The organism is Pseudomonas sp., from assembly GCF_048265905.1.
Classification (GTDB): Bacteria; Pseudomonadota; Gammaproteobacteria; order Pseudomonadales; family Pseudomonadaceae; genus Aquipseudomonas.
The window spans coordinates 67,790-93,478 of the sequence record NZ_JBLXAP010000014.1; the positions used below are offsets into that span (position 1 = coordinate 67,790).

20 protein-coding genes are annotated in these 25,689 nt (G+C 52.0%); 14 read left to right on the forward strand and 6 right to left on the reverse strand.

What is annotated here, in order from left to right:
- Positions 1-39 precede the first annotated feature (39 nt).
- From ACN0UH_RS16870 to ACN0UH_RS16890, 5 genes are all read left to right on the forward strand, one after another.
- The gene (locus tag ACN0UH_RS16870) at positions 40-810 is read left to right on the forward strand and encodes an NERD domain-containing protein (RefSeq protein ID WP_417663144.1); all 771 of its coding nucleotides are present in this window, start codon (positions 40-42) and stop codon (positions 808-810) included.
- A gap of 64 nt (positions 811-874) precedes the next feature.
- The gene (locus ACN0UH_RS16875) at positions 875-2,485 is read left to right on the forward strand and encodes an AAA family ATPase (RefSeq protein WP_417663145.1); all 1,611 of its coding nucleotides are present in this window, start codon (positions 875-877) and stop codon (positions 2,483-2,485) included.
- 11 nt (positions 2,486-2,496) lie between these two features.
- A complete protein-coding gene (locus tag ACN0UH_RS16880; protein ID WP_417663146.1) occupies positions 2,497-5,175 on the forward strand; it encodes an AAA-like domain-containing protein in 2,679 nt (892 codons plus the stop codon).
- Between the two features lie 641 nt (positions 5,176-5,816).
- The gene (locus ACN0UH_RS16885) at positions 5,817-6,137 is read left to right on the forward strand and encodes a hypothetical protein (protein WP_417663147.1); all 321 of its coding nucleotides are present in this window, start codon (positions 5,817-5,819) and stop codon (positions 6,135-6,137) included.
- Between the two features lie 347 nt (positions 6,138-6,484).
- The gene (locus tag ACN0UH_RS16890; RefSeq protein ID WP_417663148.1) at positions 6,485-8,167 is read left to right on the forward strand and encodes a methyl-accepting chemotaxis protein; all 1,683 of its coding nucleotides are present in this window, start codon (positions 6,485-6,487) and stop codon (positions 8,165-8,167) included.
- Positions 8,168-8,358: 191 nt separating this feature from the next.
- On the opposite strand, the gene ACN0UH_RS16895 is transcribed toward ACN0UH_RS16890, so the two are convergent.
- Positions 8,359-10,017: a mechanosensitive ion channel family protein gene (locus ACN0UH_RS16895; protein WP_417663149.1), complete on the reverse strand. Its 1,659-nt coding sequence runs from the start codon at positions 10,015-10,017 to the stop codon at positions 8,359-8,361.
- An 87-nt stretch (positions 10,018-10,104) separates the two neighbouring features.
- On the opposite strand from ACN0UH_RS16895, the gene ACN0UH_RS16900 reads away from it, so the two are divergent.
- From ACN0UH_RS16900 to ACN0UH_RS16915, 4 genes are all read left to right on the forward strand, one after another.
- The gene (locus ACN0UH_RS16900) at positions 10,105-10,272 is read left to right on the forward strand and encodes a hypothetical protein (RefSeq protein ID WP_417663150.1); all 168 of its coding nucleotides are present in this window, start codon (positions 10,105-10,107) and stop codon (positions 10,270-10,272) included.
- A gap of 217 nt (positions 10,273-10,489) precedes the next feature.
- Positions 10,490-11,305 (forward strand): transporter, encoded by an 816-nt coding sequence (locus ACN0UH_RS16905; RefSeq protein ID WP_417663151.1) that lies wholly within the window; start codon positions 10,490-10,492, stop codon positions 11,303-11,305.
- 315 nt (positions 11,306-11,620) lie between these two features.
- A complete protein-coding gene (locus ACN0UH_RS16910; protein ID WP_417663152.1) occupies positions 11,621-12,637 on the forward strand; it encodes an AraC family transcriptional regulator in 1,017 nt (338 codons plus the stop codon).
- A gap of 576 nt (positions 12,638-13,213) precedes the next feature.
- Positions 13,214-14,164: a class I SAM-dependent methyltransferase gene (locus ACN0UH_RS16915; RefSeq protein WP_417663153.1), complete on the forward strand. Its 951-nt coding sequence runs from the start codon at positions 13,214-13,216 to the stop codon at positions 14,162-14,164.
- Positions 14,165-14,193: 29 nt separating this feature from the next.
- Here ACN0UH_RS16915 and ACN0UH_RS16920 read toward each other — a convergent pair whose 3' ends face one another.
- From ACN0UH_RS16920 to ACN0UH_RS16935, 4 genes are all read right to left on the reverse strand, one after another.
- The gene (locus ACN0UH_RS16920; RefSeq protein WP_417663154.1) at positions 14,194-15,291 is read right to left on the reverse strand and encodes a GGDEF domain-containing protein; all 1,098 of its coding nucleotides are present in this window, start codon (positions 15,289-15,291) and stop codon (positions 14,194-14,196) included.
- Positions 15,292-15,552: 261 nt separating this feature from the next.
- Positions 15,553-16,848, reverse strand: a complete 1,296-nt coding sequence (locus ACN0UH_RS16925) for a TRAP transporter large permease (RefSeq protein ID WP_417663155.1) — start codon at positions 16,846-16,848, stop codon at positions 15,553-15,555.
- Positions 16,838-17,314 (reverse strand): TRAP transporter small permease, encoded by a 477-nt coding sequence (locus ACN0UH_RS16930; RefSeq protein WP_417663156.1) that lies wholly within the window; start codon positions 17,312-17,314, stop codon positions 16,838-16,840. The genes ACN0UH_RS16925 and ACN0UH_RS16930 overlap by 11 nt, the downstream gene beginning before the upstream one ends.
- A gap of 50 nt (positions 17,315-17,364) precedes the next feature.
- Positions 17,365-18,363 carry a DctP family TRAP transporter solute-binding subunit gene (locus tag ACN0UH_RS16935; protein WP_417663157.1) on the reverse strand — a complete coding sequence of 333 codons (999 nt, stop codon included), beginning with the start codon at positions 18,361-18,363 and terminating at the stop codon, positions 17,365-17,367.
- Between the two features lie 334 nt (positions 18,364-18,697).
- Here ACN0UH_RS16935 and ACN0UH_RS16940 point away from each other — a divergent pair, with 334 nt between their 5' ends.
- From ACN0UH_RS16940 to ACN0UH_RS16950, 3 genes are all read left to right on the forward strand, one after another.
- The gene (locus tag ACN0UH_RS16940) at positions 18,698-20,173 is read left to right on the forward strand and encodes a sigma-54 interaction domain-containing protein (RefSeq protein ID WP_417663158.1); all 1,476 of its coding nucleotides are present in this window, start codon (positions 18,698-18,700) and stop codon (positions 20,171-20,173) included.
- A 326-nt stretch (positions 20,174-20,499) separates the two neighbouring features.
- Positions 20,500-21,885, forward strand: a complete 1,386-nt coding sequence (locus ACN0UH_RS16945) for a GntP family permease (RefSeq protein ID WP_417663159.1) — start codon at positions 20,500-20,502, stop codon at positions 21,883-21,885.
- An 81-nt stretch (positions 21,886-21,966) separates the two neighbouring features.
- Entirely contained in the window at positions 21,967-23,523 is a 1,557-nt protein-coding gene (locus ACN0UH_RS16950) for an acyl CoA:acetate/3-ketoacid CoA transferase (RefSeq protein ID WP_417663160.1), read from the forward strand.
- Between the two features lie 93 nt (positions 23,524-23,616).
- Here the strand turns inward: ACN0UH_RS16950 and ACN0UH_RS16955 are convergent, their stop codons facing one another.
- On the reverse strand, positions 23,617-23,775 hold the full coding sequence (locus tag ACN0UH_RS16955) for a YqaE/Pmp3 family membrane protein (protein WP_417663161.1): 159 nt from the start codon (positions 23,773-23,775) through the stop codon (positions 23,617-23,619).
- Between the two features lie 191 nt (positions 23,776-23,966).
- On the opposite strand from ACN0UH_RS16955, the gene ACN0UH_RS16960 reads away from it, so the two are divergent.
- Together ACN0UH_RS16960 and ACN0UH_RS16965 are read left to right on the forward strand one after the other, a co-directional pair.
- The gene (locus ACN0UH_RS16960; RefSeq protein ID WP_417663162.1) at positions 23,967-24,527 is read left to right on the forward strand and encodes an NADPH-dependent FMN reductase; all 561 of its coding nucleotides are present in this window, start codon (positions 23,967-23,969) and stop codon (positions 24,525-24,527) included.
- Positions 24,528-24,938: 411 nt separating this feature from the next.
- Complete coding sequence (locus tag ACN0UH_RS16965) at positions 24,939-25,559, forward strand: endonuclease (RefSeq protein ID WP_417663163.1); 621 nt, start codon at positions 24,939-24,941, stop codon at positions 25,557-25,559.
- The last annotated feature ends 130 nt before the right edge of the window (positions 25,560-25,689 follow it).

A 25,689-nucleotide genomic window follows, 5' to 3' on the forward strand; every position in this document is an offset into this window, starting at 1 on the left:
GGTACTATCCGGTTAACTCAGGATTACCAAGGACAGGAAATGCACTTCACCCCCATCATCACCCAGGTCTGGGGCACGCTGGGCTGGTTTATCCCGCTGATGCTGCTGATCGGTCTTCTCAAGTCGCCCTGGGCCAAAGGTCATATTGGCGAGCTTCTGGTGCGGCTGTTCGCTCATTGGCAACTGGATAAGCAGACCTACCGCCGCCTGCACAACGTCACTCTGAACACGCCACACGGCACCACTCAGATTGATCACGTGTTTCTCTCGCCCTACGGCATCTTCGTACTGGAAACGAAGAACATGAGCGGCTGGATCTTCGGCAGCGAGAAGCAGGCGCAGTGGACGCAGAAGCTCTACAAACGCACCTTCAAATTCCAGAACCCGCTGCGGCAGAACTACAAGCACCTCAAGGCCCTGGAAGCCACCCTTGGCGTTAACCCCGAGCACCTGCACTCGCTCATCACCTTTGTCGGCGGCAGCACCTTTAAAACCGAAGTGCCAGCCAACGTGACCCAGGGCATCGGCTTTGTCCGCTATATCAAGTCATTCCAACAGCCGGTATTCAGCGAGGCTGAAGTCGACGCCATGCTGCACGCCCTTCAAACCGGCCGCCGCGCCCCGACGCTCGCCACCCACCGCGAGCACGTGCAAAACCTCAAACGCCGGAGCGATCCGACAGCCGAGCGGCAATGCCCTCAATGCGGCAGCGCTCTGCTGATCCGCACAGTGAACTCAGGCCCGAAAGCTGGGCAGAAATTTTGGGGCTGCTTGAAGTTCCCCAAGTGCCGAACCATGCAGCCTCTTTGAAATGCAGGTAACAATTGAAAATTATTGCCCTGCTCCTTTTGCTTCTGTCACATGGCAAACTTAAATGATAGAAAATAATACCTGGCATCTATTTGACAATACTACAGACACAGTATTTGTGTTTGTACATGGGTTTTTTTCAAACTCTAAGAGCTGCTGGACAAATACAACGAGTAATATTTTCTGGCCAGACTTAATTACCAAAGATAGCCGCATACCAAAAGTTTCTATATTTCTCGGCGGTTACTTTACTGACGCCGACTCAGGTGCTTATGGCGTTCGCGAATGTTCGGGAGAGTTATTTGATGCGCTGAGGCGAGAGAGTCAACATGGCGAAATCGCACCAATAAACTTCAAGAAGATTGTATTTATTTGTCACAGTCTCGGAGGCATCGTAGTAAGGTACATGCTTGAATGTCACAGAGAAAGATTTCGCGACCACAAAATTGGCCTAGTCTTAATGGCCTCTCCATCTATAGGCTCTGATTACGCAGATAGGTTTTTGAAAATCGCCAAGTTTTATAAGAATCGCACAGGCCTCCAACTAAGGATGAATAGCGAGCTTTTAACCGACCTGGACGGGCGCTTTAAAAAATTCATCACCGACAGGCCGCATGACACTTTCTTTGGGATAGAAGGTGTAGAGCATGTCGGCTTTCTACACTTTCGATGGCTTCCAGGCTTTGAACCGATAGTTCTGGACAACTCCGCTTCTAGATATTTTTCAGATAAAAAAATAATACCAAGAGCAAGTCATTCTTCAATTGTTAAGCCCCCCAGCATGAACCATCAGAGCCACGCCTTGCTGGTTGACTTCTTAAACAATACATTTTTCCCAAAAGCTGGCAACCCTACAATTACTCCTAAACCTACTAGAAAATTAACAAATCCCGATTTATTTGCTCAAGGGCCTCTTTTCGATATTTACGATGAAAGCTGTGAACCTTACTACTTGAAGAGAAGTATCGACGATCAAGTTAGCTCTGATTTCAATTTTTCCAGCTTTTGGATTCACGGCCCTTCTGGGGCTGGCAAAACATCAATAATAAAACGACTGTTAAGCAAAGCAGGGTCGCAAGCTGTAGAGATGTGCTTCTCACAGTGCGTCGGAGAAAGCTACAGAGACTCATTCATCTCGGAAATGATTGAAACCATTCACTTATCAGAGAGTAGTTACGAAACTATTCCCGAAAGGAATTTTGGCAATCTCACCAGAATGATTTCTGAGGGAGTCAATACAAGCAAGTATCTATTTGTTTATATCGATGAAGTCCCTAATGTAGATGGACAGGAAATGGCGGAAACAGAACTTGTAAGGCTTATCGAGGACTTACTTACATCAATAAAACAGCTAGCACGGGCAAACTCTTTCCGAGTTATTATTTCTTCATTAGGTGCCCCCGACATAAACCTCAGTAAGAACCCTGCCAAACTAAACGGCTACATGCGCTTTATAGAGTGCTCAAAATGGACAACTGAAGAGCTTGACTCCTTAGTAGGTCTTATTATTTCAAATCTAAGCTCGATAACAAAAGACGACTTACCTAGCACTTTGATCGACAGCGCACATGGCTCGCCTAGATTTTTAAAAACATTTTTTAAAACAAAAATCTCACACCCCCATAAGAGCAATGATGAACTGCTAAGAATGTCAGCTCAGGGCTTCCAATTTTAAGGGGAAACTAAATGTCTTCAAAAAAAATCAAACCCTTTGCAGTAGTGCCGAAAGAACTATATGTGATTAGGCACGCCGACCTTCAGCTGAACCAAATAATCGAAGATATGGGGCGCCCCGGATATGTTTTGGTTTCGCGACAAATGGGAAAGACCAACCTACTACTCAATGCAAAGCGTGAACTTGACTCCAAGGATAACTGCTTCTCTTATCTTGATGTCTCTAATTGCTTTTCCGACTTGCGCTCATTTTTTCGAAATATCATAGATACCACTGTACTGGCCAAGGAAGACTTAACTGGCCCGCTTTTGGAGAAAATTGGCGTAGCCCGAAAAGGGACAGTTAACCTGCAGCCGCACAAAGAACACGAACTAGAATTAAAAACTATTCTGGATCATCTTTCGGGGAAGCTTATAATTTGCCTGGATGAAATAGATGCACTGACAAATGTTGACTATTCCGATAATGTTTTCTCCCTAATACGTAGTATTTATTTTTCCGGCAGGACAAATTACCCTCAATTCAAAAGACTAACTTATGTACTTTCTGGCGTCGCCGACCCTGCGGAACTAATTAAAAACAAAGCGATTTCGCCTTTCAATATAGGGGAAAAAATATATCTGGATGACTTTACTCTCTCAGAAACAAAGAAATTTCTATCCCAATGCGACTTAAATTTTCCCGACGAAGTAATTGAGCGAATTTACTATTGGACTTCCGGCAACCCTAGAGTTACATGGGATCTCTGCTCAGCAGCTGAAAACCTGCTTGATGAAGCGTCCACTCTTGATCATGGTGCTATTGATAGACTAGTAAGTGGGCTTTATTTAAAGAACCACGACCTACCGCCATTTGACCATATACGAACTAGAGTCCAGCTTGACAAAGAACTTAGAAATGCAGTTATAGCCATTCACTATGGAAAAAGCTCGGCACTATCAGACAAAGTCAAAGACAGACTTTACCTTTCAGGGATCAGCACTCCTAAGCAAGAGAGCGGAGAAGTTTTTTTTAAAAACAGAATAATGTCTGAATCGTTGTCTGAAAAATGGGTATCTGACATTGAGAGCGAGTTACTTACTCTTGACGAAAGAGCTAACGAGAAAATAAAATTGAAACGATATGACGAGGCTATTACTTTATTCAAAGAGTCTCTTTTGCAAGCTGACAGTGCCGAGGAGGAGCTAGCAGCCAAGCTGAATATCGGATTTTGCCTCATACAAACTAATGATATAAATTCAGCCATAGACGAATATGAAAGCTGCATTACAGACGGAGTTAACAATCAAGCTCTACTTAATGCTAAGCGGCATTGGTCCGGTATCTGCTATATGTTTTCAGATAGGTTCACCGATGCTTCGTTGCAGTTCAGAGAAATTTTAGACTCGAATTTAGAAGGAAAGAAGGTTCCATTCTATTCAGAGGCGTGTGTCAACCTAGCGAGCATTTGGCTTGCCAGAGAAAGTCAAAATGATCAGAGTACCGTTAAAACTAACCCTGAAATCGAAAACCTACTAGGAAAAGCAATATCTTCGGTAGCACCTCAAACATCAGGACGAATAGCATCGGACAATGTAATTCTATATACAGCACACTACCAACTCAGTAGATACTACAGCATTACCAACCAGTTTGATTTGAGCAAGAAACATTTAGACCACGCGCTAGAAGCTAGCGATGTTGATGTGAAAAGTACTTTACTCTATGAACGCGCCTCTTATGAAACCGACATTTCCAAACAGGCCTCATTCTATATAAAGTGCGCTAGAAATATAATTGATTCTCGATTATCTCTTTCCGGAAGTGATATTACAAATCAGTTAAAATTTGGCGTGAGCGAATGCTCTTCATTGATACACAAACTTGTTAAGTCTGAGCATTTTGAAGAAGCAAAATCACTTTTCGAATACATATGCTCAATCGAAAAAAATAACAGCATTAACTCTTTCGACATAATCACCGCAAGTATTACTGCCTCCGTAACCGAACATGACTACCAGTTAATTCCTAGCTTCTCTAAACTTGCCTTGCTCTGTAGCAATGCACCTCGAGACGGGCTGAAGCAAGTGATAACCTTGGGAATTCTCATTCGCCCGGATGAAGACGGCGTAAGCAAACTTGATTTGTTCGATAGATATCTCGACTTATATTTACGCCCAGATGAGTGCTTACTCATTAACTCCGATTTCCGAGTCGTGCATGATATATTTCACGAGTTTCTTAGCGAGAAAAAAATTAACGACTGCTCAGAGTTGTTGAAATTGGCTGAACAAGCTTTTGAATATACTTCAAACACCAACACCTTATCAAAAGAGACTATTGACTCCGGAGCTTTGCTACTAATATTTTTGCGGCTTATATTCAAGAGAATGACTGGCAATGGAGAGAGCCTACCTGACTCGCTTATGCCGTACATTTCCAGCATTCGCAACGTGAAAGATTTTTCGCTAATTAATTTCCCAGATGAGTTTGCAGAGTCACTTGATCAAGGCTTTAGAAGCATGATCAACGATGACTTTTATCAGGCAACTAACTCAAATGAAAAACAACCATTTCGCGCAGAGAGCAAAATTGGCCGAAATCAGATAGTAAGAGTGCAGTACGTTGACAGTAGCATTCAAGAAGGGAAATATAAAAAATTCTCCAGCGATATAGAAGCAAAACGCTGCATTATAGTATCTGACATTTGACTCTGACGAGCTTCACTTATAGCTATGAATTAATATTTATTGGTGCAGTACTAAATAAAATAGAAACGGGCCACGGTTTACGGATAGTTTACCGTGGTCTAAAAATAATTTTTCCTAAAGGGTGGCCGTGGTTCAAGAGCGGCTATTCACAGCATGAGGCGGCAAAATTATGACTGCATCGAGGTACAGATAACAGTACGCTGACGGTACAGTGCCCAGCTTTTCCAGGTTTCGCTTAATTACGCTAAACCCCATCTACCACGCTACTTTCAGCTAACTGTACCTGCGCCAAGCTACGCACGACTTCACTAGGCTTGCAGCGTTTCTAGGCAACTCATAATCCTTTGGTCCACGGTTCGAGTCCGTGTGGGCCCACCAACTCCAAAGCCGCGCACTGCGCGGCTTTTTTCTGCCCGAACATTGTGGCAAGACCATGACTTACTGGCTGATCTAAAGAACTTCAACTATCAAACACACACTCTCAAATCATTTTGAATACTCAACCAACATCCCGCGTCCGACAAATCACCATCCATTGACCCAACGCAAGCGTCCTAGCTCGTACGTTGTAATTTCCAAGGACAGGGCCGGTAGTTGATAGGTAAAATCGTCGGCTTTGTTAAAAAGCTGGAGATGTACACTTGGCTATTCACTACTCGCCAACCCCTGATGCCGTTGCTTGCGGCCGCACTGGCGCAAGCCTTAGCAGCACTGAGGAAAAGGCGCAGGTTTCATGCAAGCTTTGCTTGCGCACCATCGAGAAAGAAGCCGCGCCAACCGTTGTCAATCGCTCACCAAGCCTTGCCGAATTGCGCGCTGCGGCCAAAGCCGCGAAGGCTGCGCCTGTAGTCTCAGCGCCTAAAGCGAGCCAGAGTGTGCGCAGTGCATGGCATCAGAAGCTAGAGCAAATGCCGGGGCGTAACCGTTTGCCACGTGGCGCTGCCAAACAGGCATTCGTCTAGGCAACCGCCAAGGGACAGATTTATCAGGTGCGGCAATCACACCCACCTGATAAATCTGTCTGCCGCCTTTCTTCTCGCGGACTCTGGCCTTCCCCTCGCCCGCCTTAACCTCGGGCTGGATGCTCTAATCGTATACATGGGCATGTGGCTGACGGTTAGGTTAATCCCGCCAAGCTATGCCGAATGGGTCAATACCTAGCAAGTCCTTGCAGTTGCCCAAGCAAATTGCGGCGGTTATGGTTTTCTGCCCTGCGTAGGAGTTTTCCGCTCAATTTTTCAGCCAAGTGACCGATAAGGTATTCGACGCGCTAGTAATCTGCCTTTAGCGCTGTACGAGGACTAACCGAATGCTGCTTAAACTGAAAACCAAAGTGGTGCTGCTGGCACTGATACCTGTCCTGCTGTTTGCCTTGGTCATCAGCGGGGCTGCCGCGTGGGTGTTGCAGGGCCTGGCCACCCAAGAACTCAAGGAAACACGCGAGCGCCTGCTGCAGGAAAGCCGCAATGAATTGCAGCATTACTCGCAAATCGCACTAGGCTCGGTGCAGGCCCTGTATGACAACGCCGCGCCGGGCGATATGGCCAGCCGCGAGCAAGCCATCGCCATTCTGTCGAAGATCAAGTACGGCAAAGACGGCTATTTTTTCGGCCATGACTCCAATGTGGTGCGCCTGTTCCGCGGCGACAGCCCAGTGGATGTCGGCAAGAATCTGAGCGACCGTCGCGATTCCAACGGCGTGTACATCAACCGCGAGTTGGTACGTGTCGCCAAGGACAATACCTACTACGTCAATTACAGCTCGCCACTGCCGACTGATGATTCGGTGATGGTGCCGAAAATGGCTTACAGCTATTACCTGCCAAAGTGGGATATGGCGCTGGGCACGGCAATTAACCTGGACGGCGTCGAGGCGCAAATCGCCAAGGTGCAGGTTGCGATTGATCAGCGCATCAGCACCATCATCAGCAGCATCGTGGTGGTCGCGATTGTGTTGTTGGTGGTATTCGGCATTGCCGGTGTGCTGTTGAGCAACACCTTCCTGCGCCCTCTGCAGCAGATCAAAGACAACCTTGATGACATCGCCGCCGGTGAAGGTGACCTAACCCGTCGCCTGCCCATTAATGGCGACGACGAGCTGGGCCAACTGGCGGGTTCGTTCAACCGTTTTGTCGAGAAGATCCATGGCATGGTCAGCCAGATGGTTGACGTGACTGGCCAACTGACCGAATTGGTCGGCCAGGTATCGGCACAAGCCCAGCGCTCGGAAGAGGCCATGGAGCGCCAGCGTCACGAGACCGATCAGGTTGCCACGGCGATCAATGAGATGTCGGCAGCGGCGCAAGAAGTTGCGCAAAGTGCCCAAGGTGCCGCAGAAGCTGCGCAGAAGACTGACACCGAAGGCCAGGCTGCGAAGAAAGTGGTCGACGGCAGTATCGAGCGTATCCACACCCTGGTGCAGGATATTCGCGACAGCGGTGTATCGCTTGATACCCTGCAAAAGGATGTGACCTCGATTGTCAGCGTGCTTGATGTGATTCGCTCAATCGCTGAACAGACCAACCTGCTCGCGCTCAATGCCGCGATTGAAGCCGCTCGTGCCGGTGAAGCCGGTCGCGGATTTGCCGTCGTCGCCGATGAAGTTCGCGCGCTGGCCAGCCGCACTCAGCAGAGCACTCAAGAGATTCAAGGCATGATCGATCGCTTGCAGAAGGGCACGCAGGATGCGGTCACCTCGATGCAGCGCTCAAGCGATGCCGGTGATGTAACCCGCGAGCAAGCCAACCATGCGGGCACTTCGCTCGACGCAATTGCGCAGCTGATCGGCACCATCAATGCGATGAACGCGCAGATTGCCAGCGCAGCAGAAGAGCAAACCGCAGTGGCTGAAGAGATCAACCGTAGCGTGCATAAGATTGCCGTGGCAGTCGACAGCGTGGCGGACGAAACCCAGCAGGGCGCACATACTGCACGCAACTTGGCAGGCCTTGGTGATCGTTTGGGTTCACTGGTTGGTCAGTTCCGTATCTAAAGCTTTAGCAGCTTAGTCCTCGGGCAAACCCCGCTGCGAAAACAGCAAAAAAGGGGCAGATTAATTTCTGCCCCTTTTTTATTGCGCAGATCGTTTCACAGCAGCTGCAGCGCTAGGCGTCCGGCGACGGCACTGAAGTCACTTGTCCTCGCCCTTCTCCAAGCGACTTTTCCCGGCAAACTGCCAAGCTGTTACGCGGGCTCCGCACTGTCGCTTCCTCGGCCATCACCCAATGCCGTATTAGGCTTTTGCGCAGGCGCTGCATACCAGTTTTCACGCGGGACCAGTTTGGCGTCTTGCGGGTCGCTTAGATAATGCGGCGACATAATGGCTACGCCGTACTCGTTGAAGACATCCTGAATATTGGCATGCAACACGCTGAGCAATTCCGCCCGCGGGCGTGGCTCACTGGGTATGGCCTGGGCGACCAGGCGATACTCTGGATAGAAGTCTGAAAGCGCAGTCTGGAACACATGCGGCGCAGGCTCGTCGATGATCCCGTCGGTGCGCTTAGCAGCTTCAAGCAGCATGGCTTCGACTTGGCGCCACGGCGTGTCATAGCCGATGGTGACTACAGTGTCGACCACATAGCCGCTGCCATTGACTGTGCGCGAGTAGTTCTTGGTCACGCCGCCAGTGATCATCGCATTAGGAATAGTCAGCACCTCGCCCAGCCCTGTACGGATGGTCGTGGTGAACATGCCCAACTCGGTAACCGTGCCTTCGTGCCCGCCAACATTGACGAACTCACCCGGACGCAAGGTCCGCGAATACGTCAGAATCAGCCCCGCTGCGGCTTGGCCTACCACGCTTGATGCGCCGAGGGAGATCATCAAACCGACCAACACCGATAAGCCTTTGAATGCATCAGTGCCTGCGCCCGGCAAATATGGATAAGCCATGGCCAGGGCAAACAGCCAGATCGCAATAGATGTCAGGCGCATCGTTGGCTGCAGCGTTTCACCACTCAGCCAAGTGATAGTGCCTGGACGTGCCATGCGCATCAGCAGGCTACGGGTAAAACCAATGATGCCGCGCGCCATAAAGAAAATGGCAACGGCAACCGCCAACCCAGGCAACGCACTGATCACACCCTCAAGCAGATAACCGGCCATGTTCAGCAGGTAAACATTAAGGCTCTCGCCCCACGGCCGTGTATACGGGAACCGCGAAAGCACAAAGCCCAGCCACTGATAACTGAACAAGAACACCAACGCCCAATACAACAGCCACAACAGGCGGTCGACCACGTAATAAATGTTCTTGATATCAATCAGCGGCGTGTGACCGACTTTAAGCGCACTGATATGACGCTGCATGAGTCGCGGCAACTGGCTGAGCAGCTTGCGCCGAACCCAGTTCACGCCACGCAACAAGACAAAATAGATCAGTGTGGCAACTAGGCTGAAGCCTGCGGCCATGAGCATAAAGTGCAGATTGCGTGTCTGCTGCGTCTCGGCAACTACGATGCGCAGGTTTTCGGCAGCTATCTCGGCGGTGTCACGGGCAGAGCCATCCGCAGTGTCGACATCGCCGGGTGACACAATAAACGCACGCCGCTGCCCCAGCAGGACGACGTAGCTTTTCAGCACAGGGTCAACCCTGACCGCTAAGGTTTCATTGCTCTCCAGCGTCTCATCAATAATCGCCCGCGCACGACTGACACGCTGCTCCGGTGACTCGCTGAGCAGTGTTGCACGCAATACGACAATGCTTCTGTTAGCAATTTTCAACTCTGCTGGCACGCCCTCGGCAATCATTGCCGTGTCAGCAGCAGACGCCACATTTAACCAACTCGACCACAGAACACAGCAACAAACAGCTATCCACAGGTTGGCTGCAACGCGCATTACTGACTCTCCATCATACGGACAGCCACAACGTTGTGGCCCGCCATCAAACCACTGTAGTTGAGCTATTAAGACACAGACACATTCATGATTGTTTTCGGCGCAAACGTTAATTTCAGTGAAGAAGGCGAGTACATCAACATGATGGACGCAGGCCTGATCAAAGCTTGGGTTGACCAAGCGATTAAACAGCAGCCGGGCGCGGAAGATGTCCGCTACATCAGCAGCCCGGTGCCGAGTTTCACCAAATTCTGAGCTGCGCAAAACGCCACCTGAAAACGCCTGTTGAATGTAGTCTTTGCCAGGCGTTTCGTGGCTTCAGCCAATGTATAGCGTTGCACATGCGTGCGAGCTGCCAGGAGCCAGACCTCCCTCATATTTACCGCGTCGGTCTAGTTAGCCGGTCTATGCTTGAATCCATGCCTGCCTAAGTGCATGCACTCAATTCAATGGCGTACAGGGAATGCAGTAGATGGACAAAAAAATCGCACCGGCAAGCCTCTTGGTAATGTCATCGGTTATGACGCTCGGCAGTAGCGCTTACGCGGCGGAAAAAAGCAGTGCAGAACTGGCCAAACAACTGGCTAACCCTGTCGCGGCATTGATCAGCGTGCCCTTCCAATACAACTACGATGAAAACATCGGGCCAGATGATAAAGGCAGCCGCCACACCTTGAATATCCAACCGGTCATCCCGATGGATATCAGCGAAAACTGGAACCTTATTTCCCGAACTATTTTGCCGATAATCGACCAAACCGATATCGCCCCCGGGACTGGTAATCAAAGCGGCACTGGCGATGTGTTACAAAGCCTGTTCCTCTCACCCAAGGCGCCAACATCCAACGGCTGGATCTGGGGTGTTGGCCCGGCGTTTCTCTTGCCCACAGGTTCCGATGACTTGCTCACGGCTGATAAATGGGGCATTGGGCCAACCGCAGTGGCGCTAAAACAGTCAGGCCCCTGGACTTACGGCGCGCTGACCAACCATATCTCCAGTATTGCGGGCGAAGATGACCGCGCCGATGTGAGCAGCACTTTTCTACAACCCTTCCTCTCGTATGGGACACCTAATGGCGTGACCTATGGCGTCAACTCGGAAGCCACGTACGATTGGAAAGGTAACGAAGGTGCCATCCCCATCAATTTTCAAATTAACAAGGTCAGCAAAATTGCTGGGCAAATGATTCAGTACGGTGCAGGCCTGCGCTATTGGGCAGAAAGTACCGAGGCTGGACCTGAAGGATTGGCTTTTCGCCTTAATTTCGTTTTGCTGTATCCCAAGTGAATAAGCCTGCGTATGACGTTAGCGGCGGCGTCATGAAAACGCCCGACAAGCACTGACCGCGCTTTTTGTCTACGCATCACTTATAGAAATCAGTCTTAGAAACCCCGACAACACCCTCGAGGCAAGCCGTAAAAATATTGCTTTCCCAAGCATCTGTCAGCCATAAAACCAACCTCAAGCTCTCGCCCAACTTTTGATTTGGCAAACAAAAGCATCGGCATTGATATCTACAGCCGCGCGGTAATCGAGTGGCGCTACCGGCCGCCAAGGCCCATAGTAACTAGCAGTTACTGACAGAAATTAGCCATTGAACCAATGACTGCACTAATAAGAACCACATCGCTCACTGGCTACCCCCAACTCATTAGAGAGCTTGGAGGCGACCCCGATCAAATGCTCAAACACTTCAATATCGACCCGCAATTGCTCAACAGCAGCTCGGCGGTAATTTCTTATCGCGCCATGGTCAACCTTCTGGAGTACTCGGCGGAGCAATTGCAATGTGCAGATTTCGGCCTCCAGCTTGCCGAAAGACAAAACATGATGATTCTTGGGCCGCTGGCAGTGATCGCCCAGAACTCATCTACTGTAGGCGGCGCCCTGCAAGAGATCGCAAAATTCCTGCATATCTACACCCCGGGGATTTTGCTTGAGCTCGACATCAAAACCGACCCAGCACACCCTCAACTGCTACTCGAAGTCCACGTACCCGGGCTGAATCGACTTAGGCAAATAACCGAACTGGCCCTTTGCATCGCACACAAGACCCTGCAAATGCTTTTTGGCAGTAACTTCCGCGCCGACTCAGTCATGCTGCGCACCACCACAGACTTGCCGCAAGCACGCTATCAACGCTTCTTTGGCGCGCACGCCTACTTTGGTCAAGCCTGTAACGCGCTGGTTCTGCGGCCTGAACATTTAAGCAAAGCAATTGATCAACATAATCAAGAATTACACGACACGCTTATCGATTACGTCAGTGCAATCAGCGATGCCAACCATTTGGACATCTGCAATCAAGTTGAGCAACTGATCCTGCGTTTACTGCCAACACAGCGCTGCAGCCTGCCATTGATTGCGGAACGACTCGGAATGCGCGAACGCTCGCTGCAACGTCGCTTGTCAGAACGCGCCATATTGTTCGAAGACCTGGTTGACCGAACACGAATGGAATTAGCGGACCGCTACCTAATTGAAGCCCATATGCCGATGGCTCAAGTGGCCGGTTTACTCGGTTACGCAGAGCAAAGCTCGTTCAATCGCTCCTGCAAGCGCTGGCATGCGAAGTCGCCCAAAGAGCGACGCAAGCAGCTACGCCAGGGCGAGTTATAAACAACTCAATCTTTGGCACGCAAGGAAAACGCACACCTGCTTTGTAGGTGAGTGCAGCAGGCTTTGTGCCGTGCAGAAATGTCAGGTGAAGGTGCATTGGAGATGCAGATAAATCTGCGGCGCGATCGCGCTAGGATACAAACGAAGTTCACAACGAATGTCGTATCGCCTGTAATACCTCACACAAGTAGAGGCATCAGTGGTTGCTTAGGACATCAGCGATGCTAACGCTATAAGTAACAGGTTTCTCAGCTTGGACTTCTGCTTTAAAAACCCAGACGCTGCTCACAAGTACGGCAACAAGCGACAGTGCAATCAGGCAATTGCTCATGGTATGGATCTCCCTCTTAGGGATTTATTTTTTATTTGATCTAAATAATCTCACTCCCCCGCATTGTGTTAATTGTCATTTGATGACATTAAATTGGCATTTGACGTCAGGCTTTGACTCACTAATCGGCCATTGAAGCGCCTCAGCAGGTCGCATCAAGGCATTGCCGTGACCTGCTGAAATTTTCCAACCCGTTTATGCGCTTGCCTTTAAAATGGCGTGGATCTTTCAGACCGTGATGATTTATGAACTCTGCCGCGCTAACCACTCTCAACAACCACCTGACCGAAGCCCTGAACATTGTGCCTGCCGAAACGCGGCGGCTGTTTCATGGACGTGGACGCCTATGGGCTGGGCTTGAGCACGTCACCGTCGACTGGCTGCAAGGAGTGTTGTTGGTGTCGCTGTTTCGCGAACCTCAAGCGGCTGAACTCGAAGCACTCAAGCAGATGCTGGTAACGCTGACCCGATCGACGTCATGGCAGGCCAGCCAGGCCCACAGTTTGTTACTGCAGCACCGCTACTTGCCAGACAGCACCATGGAAGTACTGCATGGCGAGATGGTGGATGAATGCGTTATCAAGGAAGACGGCTTGAACTACCTGCTCGATCTGGGCAAAAAGCAAAACAACGGCTTGTTTCTCGACATGCGTTTTGGCCGCCAGTGGGTGCGCGAGCATGCACAAGGCAAACGGGTGCTGAACCTGTTTGCCTACACCTGCGGTTTTTCCCTGGCTGCGATCGCTGGCGGGGCTGAGCATGTGGTTAATCTGGATATGGCACGTGCGGCCTTGAGTCGTGGTCGTGATAACCACCGTTTGAACCAGCACGACATGAGCCGAGTCAGTTTCTTGGGGCATGAGTTGTTCAAGTCATGGGGCAAAGTCAGCAAGCTCGGCCCATATGACTTGATCATTATCGATCCGCCATCGTTTCAGAAAGGCAGCTTTGCCTTGAGCAAGGATTACCAGCGAATCATCCGCCGTCTGCCAGCACTGCTGACAGCGCAAGGCGTGGTGCTGGCATGTGTCAATGATCCGGATGTGGGGCCGCAGTTTTTGATTGACGGCATGGCCAACGATGCGCCGAGCCTGCGCTTCGAGCAACGCCTGGAAAACCCGCCGGAGTTCGCCGACATCAACCCCGACAGTGGCTTGAAGGCACTGGTGTTTAGCCTTGCGCCGGACACTGAATAGTTCCGACGCGCTATTGCCCCATGGATTCGCTAGACGTTTGCACTGCTGACTAAGTCAGCTTGCCCCCCAGCCCCGTCCGCAGTGACCAACTGGTTGCGCCCCTGTTGTTTGCCGTAATACAAACGCCGGTCAGCGCAACGATAAAGCTCGTCAACACTGCGCCCATCGCTTGGCCATTCAGCCACGCCAAAGGTTGCCGAGAGTTGAATCTGCTGGTTGCCGTATTGCAAAGGCGAACTGGCAAGCTGCTTGCGCAAATCTTCGATCAAGGGTTTGGCACCCTTGAGGTCGGTATTTCGCAGCAGCAAACCAAACTCCTCGCCGCCTAGACGCCCCATGCTGTCAGTGACTCGCAAGCGCTCTAAAATAGATGAGCACAGGTGCTGCAAAGCCATATCACCGGCAACATGCCCCCATTCATCATTGACCTGCTTGAAGTGATCAACATCCAAGATCACCAGGACAATGGCCAGATTGCTACGCTCTGCTTCGTGAATACTGCGCTCCAATGCTTGCTGAAAGCAGCCTCGGCTATCGACACCGGTCAATGCATCCGTCTGCGCCAATCGTTCAAGCTGTCGATAGGCTTGTGCGCGCAAGGTTTCATAGATGTGCACAAAGGCAATGGTCAGCAGGCCACAGAGTATTGCGTTGCCGAGATCAATCAAACCGCTGGCATCAAGCGTGTAGCGGTGTTGTTGAAAGAACAACAGCGCCGACACCAGCATAAAAGGCACCGAAACCAAAAATCCCCTAGCTCGCCCCAGCAGTAGATAACTGAGCAATGGGATCATGTAGATCCACACAAACGCCGTCGCCGAGGCTTGCGGCATGATAATGATGTAGACCAAGAAACATGAGGTCGGCAGTACGTAAAGGTAAACCCACGGGGTTAGCTGGCGTACATAAATGATACGCCAGCCACCAAGCACCAGCAGCACCGATGCGCAGGCTTCGAACAGGGCGAACAGGTGATTGCCAGAGATGAATTGCAGAAGCGCAAAGCCACTGAGCGTAATCCCAGTCGCGACCAGAATGACGCGCATCATCTTACGCTTGCTAGCGTCTTCGATTCCCGAAGCAATTAGCTCGTCATTTATGCGTTGCTGGGGGCGCAACAGTGACATTTTTTATCCTGACCGCTTGGGTGAATTTGATCAATGTATAGCACTACGATAGCGCCATAGTGATCAATTGCCACTATCAGAAATAAATCTTTAATTGCCACCCAAGAGCAGAACTACACAGGCCGCAGAGCGATCAGCACTGAAAATCACTTCAGTGCGGACAGCTTTTATATGCAGTTCGTCTGTTCGGCCCCGGCTGTTGCCGATGCGTCTGGCGCCGCGCTTGCAAAGCGCTGCGGCGCGTCAGTCGATCATTGCAATTTAAACCGCATAGCCAAGTACACGTGGTAACCATAGTGCAATTTCTGGGAATACGGCGACCAACACCAGCGCGCTGCCCATCACCAACACGAATAACAGTGCCCAGCCTACCGTTTGCTCAAGACGTATCTTGGCAACTTCGGCCGTCACCATCAGGTTGATTGCAACGGGTGGGGTGAACTGACCGATCGCAATATTCATCGCTAACAAAATACCGAACCACACCGGATTCCAACCAAAATGCTGCATGACTGGAATCAGGATTGGCATCAGGATCAAGTAGATCGATATCGCATCAAGCAACATCCCTGCGAGCAATACTGCAACCATCACCAGTATCAGCAACACCGTGCTGTTGTCCGATAGCGAGATCAGCCACTCAGCCAAATGGCGGAATGTGCCGAGCATGGTCCCGGCCCATGCGAATATCCCAGCCAGGGCGATAATCAACATCACAACACCCGAGATCATCGCCGCTTCGCCACAGAGCTTCCACAAACTGCGCAAGTCGAGGTCACGGGTTATAAACAGGCCAATCGCCACGCCATAGGCCACACCAACAACGGCAGCTTCTGTTGGAGTAAACAAGCCGCTGCGCAGACCGCCGAGAATAATAACCGGGGCAAACAAAGCGGGCAGCGCTTGCTTGAAACTCGCCCACACCGGTGGACGCTCTGCGCTATCAGGCGACTCCCAACCGTAATGGCGCGACAGCAGCCATGCAGGCAGCAGCAACACCAAGCCTGCGATGATTCCCGGAAACAGACCCGCTGCGAACAGCGCGCGCAGATCAACACCTGGCACCACGATTGAATAAAGAATCAAGGCAATCGAAGGCGGGATCAAAATTGCAGTCGAGGCGGACGCCGCAATCAGCGTCGCCGAGAAGGGTTTCGGATAACCAGCCTTGGTCATGCTCGGCAACATCACCATCGCAACCGCAGCAGCATCCGCCGGACCCGAACCGCTCATGCCGCCCATGATCAAACAAACAAGAATCGCGACCAGCGCCAAGCCGCCATGCCGAGGCCCGATCAGCGCTTGGGCAAAACGCACCAAACGCAAGGCCACACCCGCTTTCTCGAACACCAAACCGGTGAGGATAAACAACGGAATCGCAATCAACGGGTATTTAGCAACACCGTTGTAGGTGTTGGTGCCCAAGGTTGCCAGCATATCTGGCGACAAGCCGACAATAATGCCAATGGCGCCGGAAAGCCCCAAGGCAAATGCAACCGGGACGCCGAGCACCAGCAAGGCGATAAAGCTCACAATCAACCACATATCAGGGCTCATCGCTGAGTCTCCCGCGCAGTCGATCAAGGCTCATTTGGGTGAGTCGAAACACCATAAACAGCGCCAACACTGGCAGCCAGACCACATACCACCAATTGGGCAGGCCCAAGCCTGGTGATTCAGAGTCCCATTGGTATTCCTCAAGCGCGAATTGACCGCCGTACCAGACGATCAAACCCAGAACCGTCATCGCCGCCAGCCACTGCACAAAGATCAGTGGCGTGCGCAGACGCGGGAACATGCGCTCAAGCATACCAATGCGAATATGCCGATTACGCCGCAGCGCTGCAGATGCGCCGGCAAAGGTCAGGATCACCAGCAAAAACACTGAAAACTCTTCAGTGAATGCAAAGGATGCATTGGTGAAATAACGCACCACCACGTTAGCCAGGCTGATCAAACTGATGATTACCAGCGCCAGCGTCGCCAGCGCACGCTCGATGCGTGCGTCCGGTTGTTTATTCATAAAAACCTCAAACATACCCGCAAGTTTGAAGGCCTGCGGGTCACACGGGATCAGGGTTTAGCAATGGCGTCTTCGGCAGCTTTCATCAACTCTGGGCCGATTTTCGGCGCCCAGTTTTGCTTAACGCTTTGCGTTGCCTCAACGAAAGCGCTGCGCTCAGCATCGCTCAACTCAACGACTTCAACGCCTCGCGAACGGATGTCGGCCAATCGTTGTTCTTGCTGGCCACGCGACAACTCGATTTCCCACTTACCAGCGTCCAGTGCAGCTTGGCGCAGCAGTTCACGGTCGGCCTCTGGCAGGGTTTTCCAGACACGCTGGTTGACCGCAAAAATCAGTGGGTCAGCCATGTAGTGCCACAACGTCAGGTACTTTTGACCGACCTGATCGACCCGCGCCACATCGAATACCGAGATCGGGTTTTCCTGGCCATCGACCGCGCCGGTGGTTAACGCAGGTTTGGCATCAGACCAACTCATTTGCGTTGGATTAGCGCCCAGCGCAGTGAAGGTATCCTGGAACAACGGCGAGCCCACCACACGGATTTTCAGACCGGTGAGATCTGCCGGAGCGCGCAGTGGCTTGACCGAGTTGGACAGTTCACGAAAGCCGTTTTCACCCCAAGCCAACGGCATGATGCCGCGCTTCTCGATCGCGCTGAACGCCATCTTGCCCGCCTCACCCTGAGTGATTGCGTCTAGGTCAGCGTTGTCTTTCATCAGGAAGGGTACAGAAAACAGGTTGAGCTCAGGCACTTGTGGCGACCAGTTAATGGTCGAGCCGACAGCCATATCAATCAACCCGGAGCGCATGGCCGAAAACTCTTTGGTCTGGTCACCAGCAACCAGTTGAGCATTCGGATAAACCCGCAGGGTGATGCGCCCTTCTGAGCGCTCTTTTACCAAATCCGCCCACTTCTGCGCAGCTTGCCCCCAAGGGAAAGCGTCTGAGAGAACGGTTGAGACAGAGTATTCGCGAGCCTGAGCAGTCATCGCAACAGACAAAGCAGCGGCAGTCGCCAGCAGCGTAAAGCAACGGGAAAATTTCATCGGGCATCCTTGATGTGGATCGATATCGTTTTATTATTTATGGCTCGAAGCTCAATACACAGTATTGATAACTGCGTTCGGCAGATCCAGCGGCGAGCGGATAGGTCGCCTGAGTGTGCCGGGTTGGCACAAAGTGCACGCATTTATGCGTTGAAACCACTCATTTAACCTTGTGAGTCGCGAGTGGCCAGCTAGCGGCTAGCGCATAGCCAGCTAACTATCTCAAATGCCTGCACAAAGCGCCATTATCAAAAGGCATGATGCGCATGCTTTGGACAACCAGACGCGGGCCTGCCCATAATCACCTGATTGTTTTATCAGGATGCTGCTGGCGATGACTATTTCCCGCGAAGACCTCGACCAAGATGGCTTGATCATCGGCGTCTCACCCGAACGCTTTCGCGCCGTGGCCATGCCGTTATTGTTTGACCACCTCAATGCAGAGTGCGAGGGCACCATCGCAGTCAATCGCCAGGCGCGGATTGTGTGGATAAACGATAAGTACGCGCAGAAGGTGGGCATCAGTGATGCGCGTAGTGTATTGGGCAAAGAAATTGAAGAGGTTTTGCCCGCCAGCAGACTGCGTGAAGTGGTCGAAAGCGGTCAGCCGAGCATGCTTGATCTGATGGCCTTCGGCGATGAGCATTTTGTGGTTACCCGAATCCCACTCTGCGATGAAGACGGCACATTGGTCGGCGCCTTGGGTTTCGTCCTGTTTGACCGCGCCCGGCATCTACAACCGTTGATGGCCAAATACAACATTCTGCAGAATCAGTTGCTTGCCACTCAGAATGAGCTGGCCAAGGCCCGGCGTGCGCGCTACACAATTGCCGGTTTTATTGGCGCAAGCCATGCTGCCAGTGAAGTCAAACGCCAAGCCCGACGCGCCGCTCAACTGGATGCAACTGTGTTGCTCCGTGGCGAAACCGGCACCGGCAAGGAACTGCTCGCCCAAGGCATCCATAACCTCTCGCCACGGGCCAACGGCGCCTTTGTTGCGGTCAATGTCGCGGCAATTCCGGAAACCTTGGTCGAGGCAGAATTATTCGGCACGGCTCCCGGCGCTTACACCGGCGCTGATCGCAAAGCGCGTATTGGCAAGTTTGAATTGGCCGATGGCGGTACGTTGTTTCTCGATGAAATTGGCGATCTTCCCCTGCCCTTGCAGGCAAAATTGCTGCGCGTATTGCAGGAACAGGAAGTCGAACCGCTGGGCTCGAATCAGGTAAAGCCATTGAATGTGCGGGTAATCGCGGCAACCCATATCGACCTCGAAGGCAAAGTCGCCAACGGCCTGTTTCGTGACGACCTGTATTACCGCCTCAATGTCCTGAGCTTGAATGTAGCGCCGCTGCGTGAGCGTCGCGAAGATATTCCAGCACTTGTCGAGCACCTGCTGGATGACATCGCCAATCGCTCAGACCAAGCGCCAATGGAGCTGACTGACGAAGCCTTGCAATTGCTGACCCGACAAGCATGGTCAGGCAACGTGCGCGAGTTGCGCAACTTGCTTGAGCGCGTGCAACTGGCCGCAGAAGGCACGGTACTCGATGCTGAATTGATTCAACCCCTGCTCAGTTCATCGGGGATCAGCAGCGCTGCTCCTGCCAATGAGTCAGCCCGATTGCCCCAGCCCAGCCAAGACCAGCCGACACCGCTTGCACACAGCCTAGCGCAAGCCGAACGCCAAGCATTGCAAGCCGCCTTACACGCCTGCTCGGGCAACCGCAGGCAGACGGCAATTCACTTGGGCATATCCCGCGCCAGCCTGTACAACAAGCTGCAACAACACGGCATGGTTGAGCGCTAGCCAAACTCAGTAGGCGAGCACGCCAATGTCCAAAAATATGGACACATACCTCGTTAAGCGCTCCAGCATTCAAGACATGTCCAATTATATAGACACTCCTAATGCCTATATCGCTGCACCCATGACTCTGCCCAGCATGGTTTAAATGCCCTGAAAACCCCGTTCTTGAGGCGTTCAGCCTTAGTACAACTAAAGTCGGAAAACAGCTTGGCACAACTTTCGCTCTAGCAAGCGCAGGGTTTGTGCATGCCTGCTTGTGTGGCGCAGACCTTGATTGGCCCACCGAATAGAGTGGTGCCTAAAACAACAACAAAAAGGAATGGTCTATGGGTACCCTCGGTATTCTGATTTCACTCGCACTGTTGATGTACCTCGCATATCGCGGCATCAACGTGCTGATCCTCGCTCCGCTGCTTGCCCTGTTAGCACTGCTGTTTTCCGGCGAAGCCAGCATGCTCCTGCCGACTTACACGCAAGTGTTCATGAAGGCCATGGGCGGCTATGTTATTCAGTTCTTCCCGCTATTCTTGCTCGGGGCGTTATTTGGCAAGTTGATGGATGACTCCGGCTCTGCCCGCGCAATTGCTCACGGCATCGTCGCTAAAGTCGGCAGCGAGCGCGCAATTTTGGCGATTGTCCTGGCCTGCGGCATTCTCACTTACGGCGGTGTCTCGCTGTTCGTGGTGGCATTTGCGGTGTATCCAATTGGCGCGGCGCTGTTTCGCGAAGCCGGTATTCCCAAGCGTTTGATTCCGGGGGCCATTGCCCTGGGTTCATTTACCTTCACCATGACTGCGCTGCCGGGTACCCCGGCGATCCAGAACGCCATTCCCAACCCGTTCTTCGGCACCGACGCCTTTGCTGCGCCGGGCCTTGGGGTTATTGCGGGCGCCATTATGTTTGGCTTGGGCACATGGTGGCTGACCGCCCAAGCGCGCAAGCTCAAAACAGCAGGTGAAGGCTACGGCGAACATCAGGATGATCCAATTCTGGAAAAACACGCCTACACGCCGGGCTTCTGGTTGGCACTGTTCCCTATCCTGCTGGTGATTGGCTTGAACTTCTTAATGGCCAAGCAAGTTCTGCCGAACATCGATGCCAGCTACCTGGCCAAACCTGAGTTTGGTGGTTTGTCTGACGCTAAATCCTTGATTGGTATCTGGGCAATTATTGTGGCCTTGGCGGTCGCCGTTTTGCTGCTGATCGTGTTGCACTGGAAGCGCTGGATGGACCTGAAGAAAACCGTCAACGAGGGCTCGTTTGGCTCCATGTTGCCGATCCTGAACACCGCAGCGGAAGTCGGTTACGGCACGGTTATCGCGTCCCTCGCCGGCTTTGTGGTGATCCGCGATCTGGTCCTCGGCGTCTCCGACAACCCGCTGATATCTGAAGCGGTGGCGGTGAATATTCTCGCAGGCATTACCGGTTCCGCATCGGGCGGTATGTCGATCGCCCTGAAAACCCTCGGTGAGCAATATATGACGCTGGCAACCGCCGCCGGTATCAGCCCAGAACTTTTACACCGCGTCGCCGCCATGGCCTCTGGTTGCATGGACACCCTGCCACATAACGGTGCGGTTATCTCTTTGCTGGCGATCTGTAAGCTCACGCACCGCGAGTCGTACAAGTTCATCTTCGTCAACACAGTGGCCTTTCCGATGCTTGCGCTGGCGGTGGTGATCACCCTCGGCACTATGTTCGGCAGTTTTTAAACCACAACCATGTCGGGCCAACCCGGCCCGGCATGACTGATTCACGTTGTGTCCGATCCCCTTAGCTTTTGAGTACTCACCATGAGTAAAGTCATGAGCGCAGCCGCAGCCGTGGCGCGCATAACCGATAACAGCAACATCGCCACCGGCGGTTTTGTCGGCATTGGATTCGCTGAAGAAATCGCCATTGCCCTGGAGCAGCGCTTTCAAAACGAACAAAGCCCGCGTGATCTGACGCTGGTGTATGCGGCAGGCCAAGGTGACGGCAAACATCGAGGCCTGAACCACCTTGCCCATCAAGGCCTTGTACGCCGGGTCATCGGAGGGCATTGGGGCTTGGTGCCGGGCTTACAGAAGTTGGCTGTTGATAACCTCATCGAAGCCTACAACTTGCCGCAAGGGGTGATCTCACAATTATTCCGGGACATCGCCGCAGGCAAACCCGGCCAACTTTCTACGGTCGGCCTCGGCACCTTTGTTGACCCAGACTTCGGCGGCGGCAAACTCAACCAGCGCACGCAAACCGATCTGGTGCGCAAAATGCCGATTGATGGCCAGGACTATTTGTTCTACCCAACTTTTCCGATTGATGTCGGCATCATCCGCGCAACCAGCGCCGACACCGATGGCAATCTCAGTTTTGAGCGCGAAGCCCTGACCATTGAAAGTCTGGCTATTGCCATGGCTGCACATAACAGCGGCGGCTTGGTGATTGCGCAGGTCGAACGCATTGTTGAACGCGGCACACTCAACCCGCGTGATGTAAAAGTTCCGGGGATTTTGGTTGATTGCATTGTGATTGCACAGCCGGAAAACCATCAACAAACCTTTGCCACCGCTTATAACCCGGCATTTTCCGCTGAAGCCCGCGTGCCGTTCGACAGCTTGGCGCCATTGCCGCTGGAGGTACGCAAGCTAATTGCCAGACGTGCCGCCATGGAACTGAAACCGGGGGCAGTGGTTAATCTCGGTATCGGCATGCCGGAAGGCGTCGCGGCCGTCGCGGCCGAAGAAGACATGATCGATATGCTCACGCTTACCGCCGAACCAGGAGTAATCGGCGGCGTGCCCGCCTCGGGGCTGGATTTCGGCGCCGCAAGCAATCACAGCGCGCTGCTCGACCAGCCGTATCAGTTCGACTTTTACGACGGCGGCGGGCTTGATCTCGCCGTACTTGGCTTGGCCCAAGCGGACGCCGAAGGCAACCTCAATGTATCCAAGTTTGGCAGTCGCCTGGCTGGCGCTGGCGGCTTCATCAATATCAGTCAAAACGCCAAGCGCGTGGTATTTGTCGGCACCTTCAGTGCTGGCAAGCAGGATATCCAGATTGTCGACGGGCAACTGAAAATCAAGCAGGACGGCGACATGTGCAAGTTTGTCGAGCTCGTCGAGCACCGCACCTTCGCCGGAAAACTTGCAGCGGAGCGTCAACAACCGGTGCTGTATGTCACCGAGCGCTGCGTATTCCAACTGACAACAGAAGGTTTGGAGTTGATTGAGATTGCTCCAGGCGTCGATCTGCAGCGCGATATCTTGCAGCGCATGGCATTTATGCCAATCGTTCGTGAACCCAAGCTAATGGATGCCCGACTATTCGCTGAAGGCGCTATGGGCCTTAAAGCAACACTGCATTCGTAAGGTGTTTATCTTGAAGTAAGACTTTTGAGATAAAACATGCACGCACAAAAAACCGCACATTATGTGCGGTTCTGGAGCTCGCGGAAACAGGGCTCAACGCTTGGCGATGATCCAGACAGCGTGGATGATGCCTGGAATATAACCACATATGGTCAACAGTATATTCAGCCAGAAAGCGCCACCCAAGCCGACCTGCAGAAAGACGCCAAGTGGCGGCAAAAGGATAGCAATCAAAATTCGAATCAGATCCATTGAAAAACTCCTTTGCGAATTGCCCTGTACTGGGTATGCGAATTTTGACTCGCTATTGCCCCGACAGTTCAGCCTTAGCCACCCTTTTACTTGAAATCAACCTTTGCGGCATAAGACTGTCAAGGTTAAGTAGCTATAGTTTTACCGCACCTGTAGAACGATGTTTACCCTTACCAGCAGAGAGAGTACCTATGAGTAAGCAATACACCGTTGCCGTCTTGGTCGGCAGCCTGCGCAAAGCCTCTATCAATCGCAAACTGGCACTGGCCTTGGCTGACTTGGCTCCGGCTTCACTGCAATTGAAGATCGTCGAGATTGGCACTTTACCGCTGTACAACGAAGACATTGATGTCGATCCGGCACCCGATGCCTACACCCAATTTCGCAATGAAGTGAATGCAGCCGACGCCCTGCTGTTTGTCACGCCCGAGTACAACCGCTCAGTACCAGCGCCGATGAAGAACGCCATTGATGTTGGCTCACGCCCTTATGGTCAGAGCGCCTTCAGCAATAAGCCTGGCGCCGTACTGAGCGCGTCACCGGGTGCGGTGGGCGGCTTTGGCGCCAACCATCACCTACGTCAGTCACTGGTATTTCTCAATGTACCGGTCATGCAACAACCTGAGGCTTACTTAGGCGGAGCCGGTAATTTCTTCGATGAAAACGGCCAGCTCAGTGACAGCGTCAAACCATTTTTGCAGACGTTTATCGACGCCTACGCTAAATGGGTTGAGCAGCACTACAAAGCCTAAAGGGAGACCGCACGACGACGTCGCAGTAGCAATCTGCATTAGTGCTGTGGCGGCGTCTGTTACTAAGGTCAGTCACTTCGGCAAGCGGGTGGCTGTAAAAAGCAAACCCCAGAAAAAAGAAAACCCCGCTTTAAAAGCGAGGTTCATGCAGACTGTTGCCGACCATCCTTGATCTGCTTGCCATCCTGGCAGGCATTCCGTCGTATCCATGATTAGAAGTTCGCGCTTCCTGCGCTACGTCCACACCACACAAGTTACGCACTTTCAGATCATGGCAACAGTGGCAAAACATGACACGGCACGTAAGCATTCTCCTACATTTGCCCAACCAAGCATTTGGTTGGCTTGCTTTTCAGTGAGATTTTGCTCACATTTCAGCTTGTCTGACAAAAACAACAACGCTGACACAACATGCCAATGCAAAATCTCAAAGTACTCATGGTAAGCGCTCTGTCTTGTTTAGCTTGCAACGCGAGCTTGGCTGGCCCGACCGGGGGACAAAAACAGATTGCGGATTTCAAGGCAGCCGAACAACTGCTGTGGACAACCGTTTATGCCGACGGCGACGCGTCACTCTATTGCGGCCAGGTATTCAGCCAGCAAAGCAGCTTGTTTACGGTTAGCCAGATCTACAGCAACAAGCAGCTGAAACGTTCCTTGCGCTGCTCCACTGACAACCAGTGCACTGTGGTCAACCCACGCTACCCTTACATGAAAGCCGATCTGCACAACTTCTACCCGGCACTAACCCGGGCTGAGCTAGTAAGGCGCAACGCCCAGTTTGGTGATTTGGATGACAGCGCAGCCAATAAACTGGCTGACGTCGGCTGTCAGATGCAGGCGACCTTTCAACTGGTTGAACCGCGTGATGAGGCGAAAGGCAACATTGCTCGTGCGATTTTTTACATGGCCAACGAATACGACTTACCAATCATTGGCTCAGTGCAGATGTATAAACAGTGGAACCAGATCGACCCGCCTGACCCCAGCGAAAAAACACGCAACGAGAAAATCGCCGAGCTGCAAGGGTAATACCCCCTGAAAAAAGTGCTCATCAGAAGTAGAATTTTCTCCTAATCGGATCAAGGAAATTTTGCGTGAAGACATCGCGTTTTTCAGACAGCCAAATCATTGCCATCCTCAAGCAGGCTGAAGCTGGCAG

What these genes read in the sequence shown, in the direction of transcription:
- ACN0UH_RS16870 (WP_417663144.1), top strand. Translation starts at nt 40, where the DNA reads ATGCACTTCACCCCCATCATCACCCAGGTCTGGGGCACGCTGGGCTGG.
- ACN0UH_RS16875 (WP_417663145.1), top strand. Translation starts at nt 875, where the DNA reads ATGATAGAAAATAATACCTGGCATCTATTTGACAATACTACAGACACA.
- ACN0UH_RS16880 (WP_417663146.1), top strand. Translation starts at nt 2,497, where the DNA reads ATGTCTTCAAAAAAAATCAAACCCTTTGCAGTAGTGCCGAAAGAACTA.
- ACN0UH_RS16890 (WP_417663148.1), top strand. Translation starts at nt 6,485, where the DNA reads ATGCTGCTTAAACTGAAAACCAAAGTGGTGCTGCTGGCACTGATACCT.
- ACN0UH_RS16895 (WP_417663149.1), bottom strand. Translation starts at nt 10,017, where the DNA reads ATGCGCGTTGCAGCCAACCTGTGGATAGCTGTTTGTTGCTGTGTTCTG.
- ACN0UH_RS16900 (WP_417663150.1), top strand. Translation starts at nt 10,105, where the DNA reads ATGATTGTTTTCGGCGCAAACGTTAATTTCAGTGAAGAAGGCGAGTAC.
- ACN0UH_RS16905 (WP_417663151.1), top strand. Translation starts at nt 10,490, where the DNA reads ATGGACAAAAAAATCGCACCGGCAAGCCTCTTGGTAATGTCATCGGTT.
- ACN0UH_RS16910 (WP_417663152.1), top strand. Translation starts at nt 11,621, where the DNA reads ATGACTGCACTAATAAGAACCACATCGCTCACTGGCTACCCCCAACTC.
- ACN0UH_RS16915 (WP_417663153.1), top strand. Translation starts at nt 13,214, where the DNA reads ATGAACTCTGCCGCGCTAACCACTCTCAACAACCACCTGACCGAAGCC.
- ACN0UH_RS16920 (WP_417663154.1), bottom strand. Translation starts at nt 15,291, where the DNA reads ATGTCACTGTTGCGCCCCCAGCAACGCATAAATGACGAGCTAATTGCT.
- ACN0UH_RS16925 (WP_417663155.1), bottom strand. Translation starts at nt 16,848, where the DNA reads ATGAGCCCTGATATGTGGTTGATTGTGAGCTTTATCGCCTTGCTGGTG.
- ACN0UH_RS16930 (WP_417663156.1), bottom strand. Translation starts at nt 17,314, where the DNA reads ATGAATAAACAACCGGACGCACGCATCGAGCGTGCGCTGGCGACGCTG.
- ACN0UH_RS16935 (WP_417663157.1), bottom strand. Translation starts at nt 18,363, where the DNA reads ATGAAATTTTCCCGTTGCTTTACGCTGCTGGCGACTGCCGCTGCTTTG.
- ACN0UH_RS16940 (WP_417663158.1), top strand. Translation starts at nt 18,698, where the DNA reads ATGACTATTTCCCGCGAAGACCTCGACCAAGATGGCTTGATCATCGGC.
- ACN0UH_RS16945 (WP_417663159.1), top strand. Translation starts at nt 20,500, where the DNA reads ATGGGTACCCTCGGTATTCTGATTTCACTCGCACTGTTGATGTACCTC.
- ACN0UH_RS16950 (WP_417663160.1), top strand. Translation starts at nt 21,967, where the DNA reads ATGAGTAAAGTCATGAGCGCAGCCGCAGCCGTGGCGCGCATAACCGAT.
- ACN0UH_RS16955 (WP_417663161.1), bottom strand. Translation starts at nt 23,775, where the DNA reads ATGGATCTGATTCGAATTTTGATTGCTATCCTTTTGCCGCCACTTGGC.
- ACN0UH_RS16960 (WP_417663162.1), top strand. Translation starts at nt 23,967, where the DNA reads ATGAGTAAGCAATACACCGTTGCCGTCTTGGTCGGCAGCCTGCGCAAA.
- ACN0UH_RS16965 (WP_417663163.1), top strand. Translation starts at nt 24,939, where the DNA reads ATGCCAATGCAAAATCTCAAAGTACTCATGGTAAGCGCTCTGTCTTGT.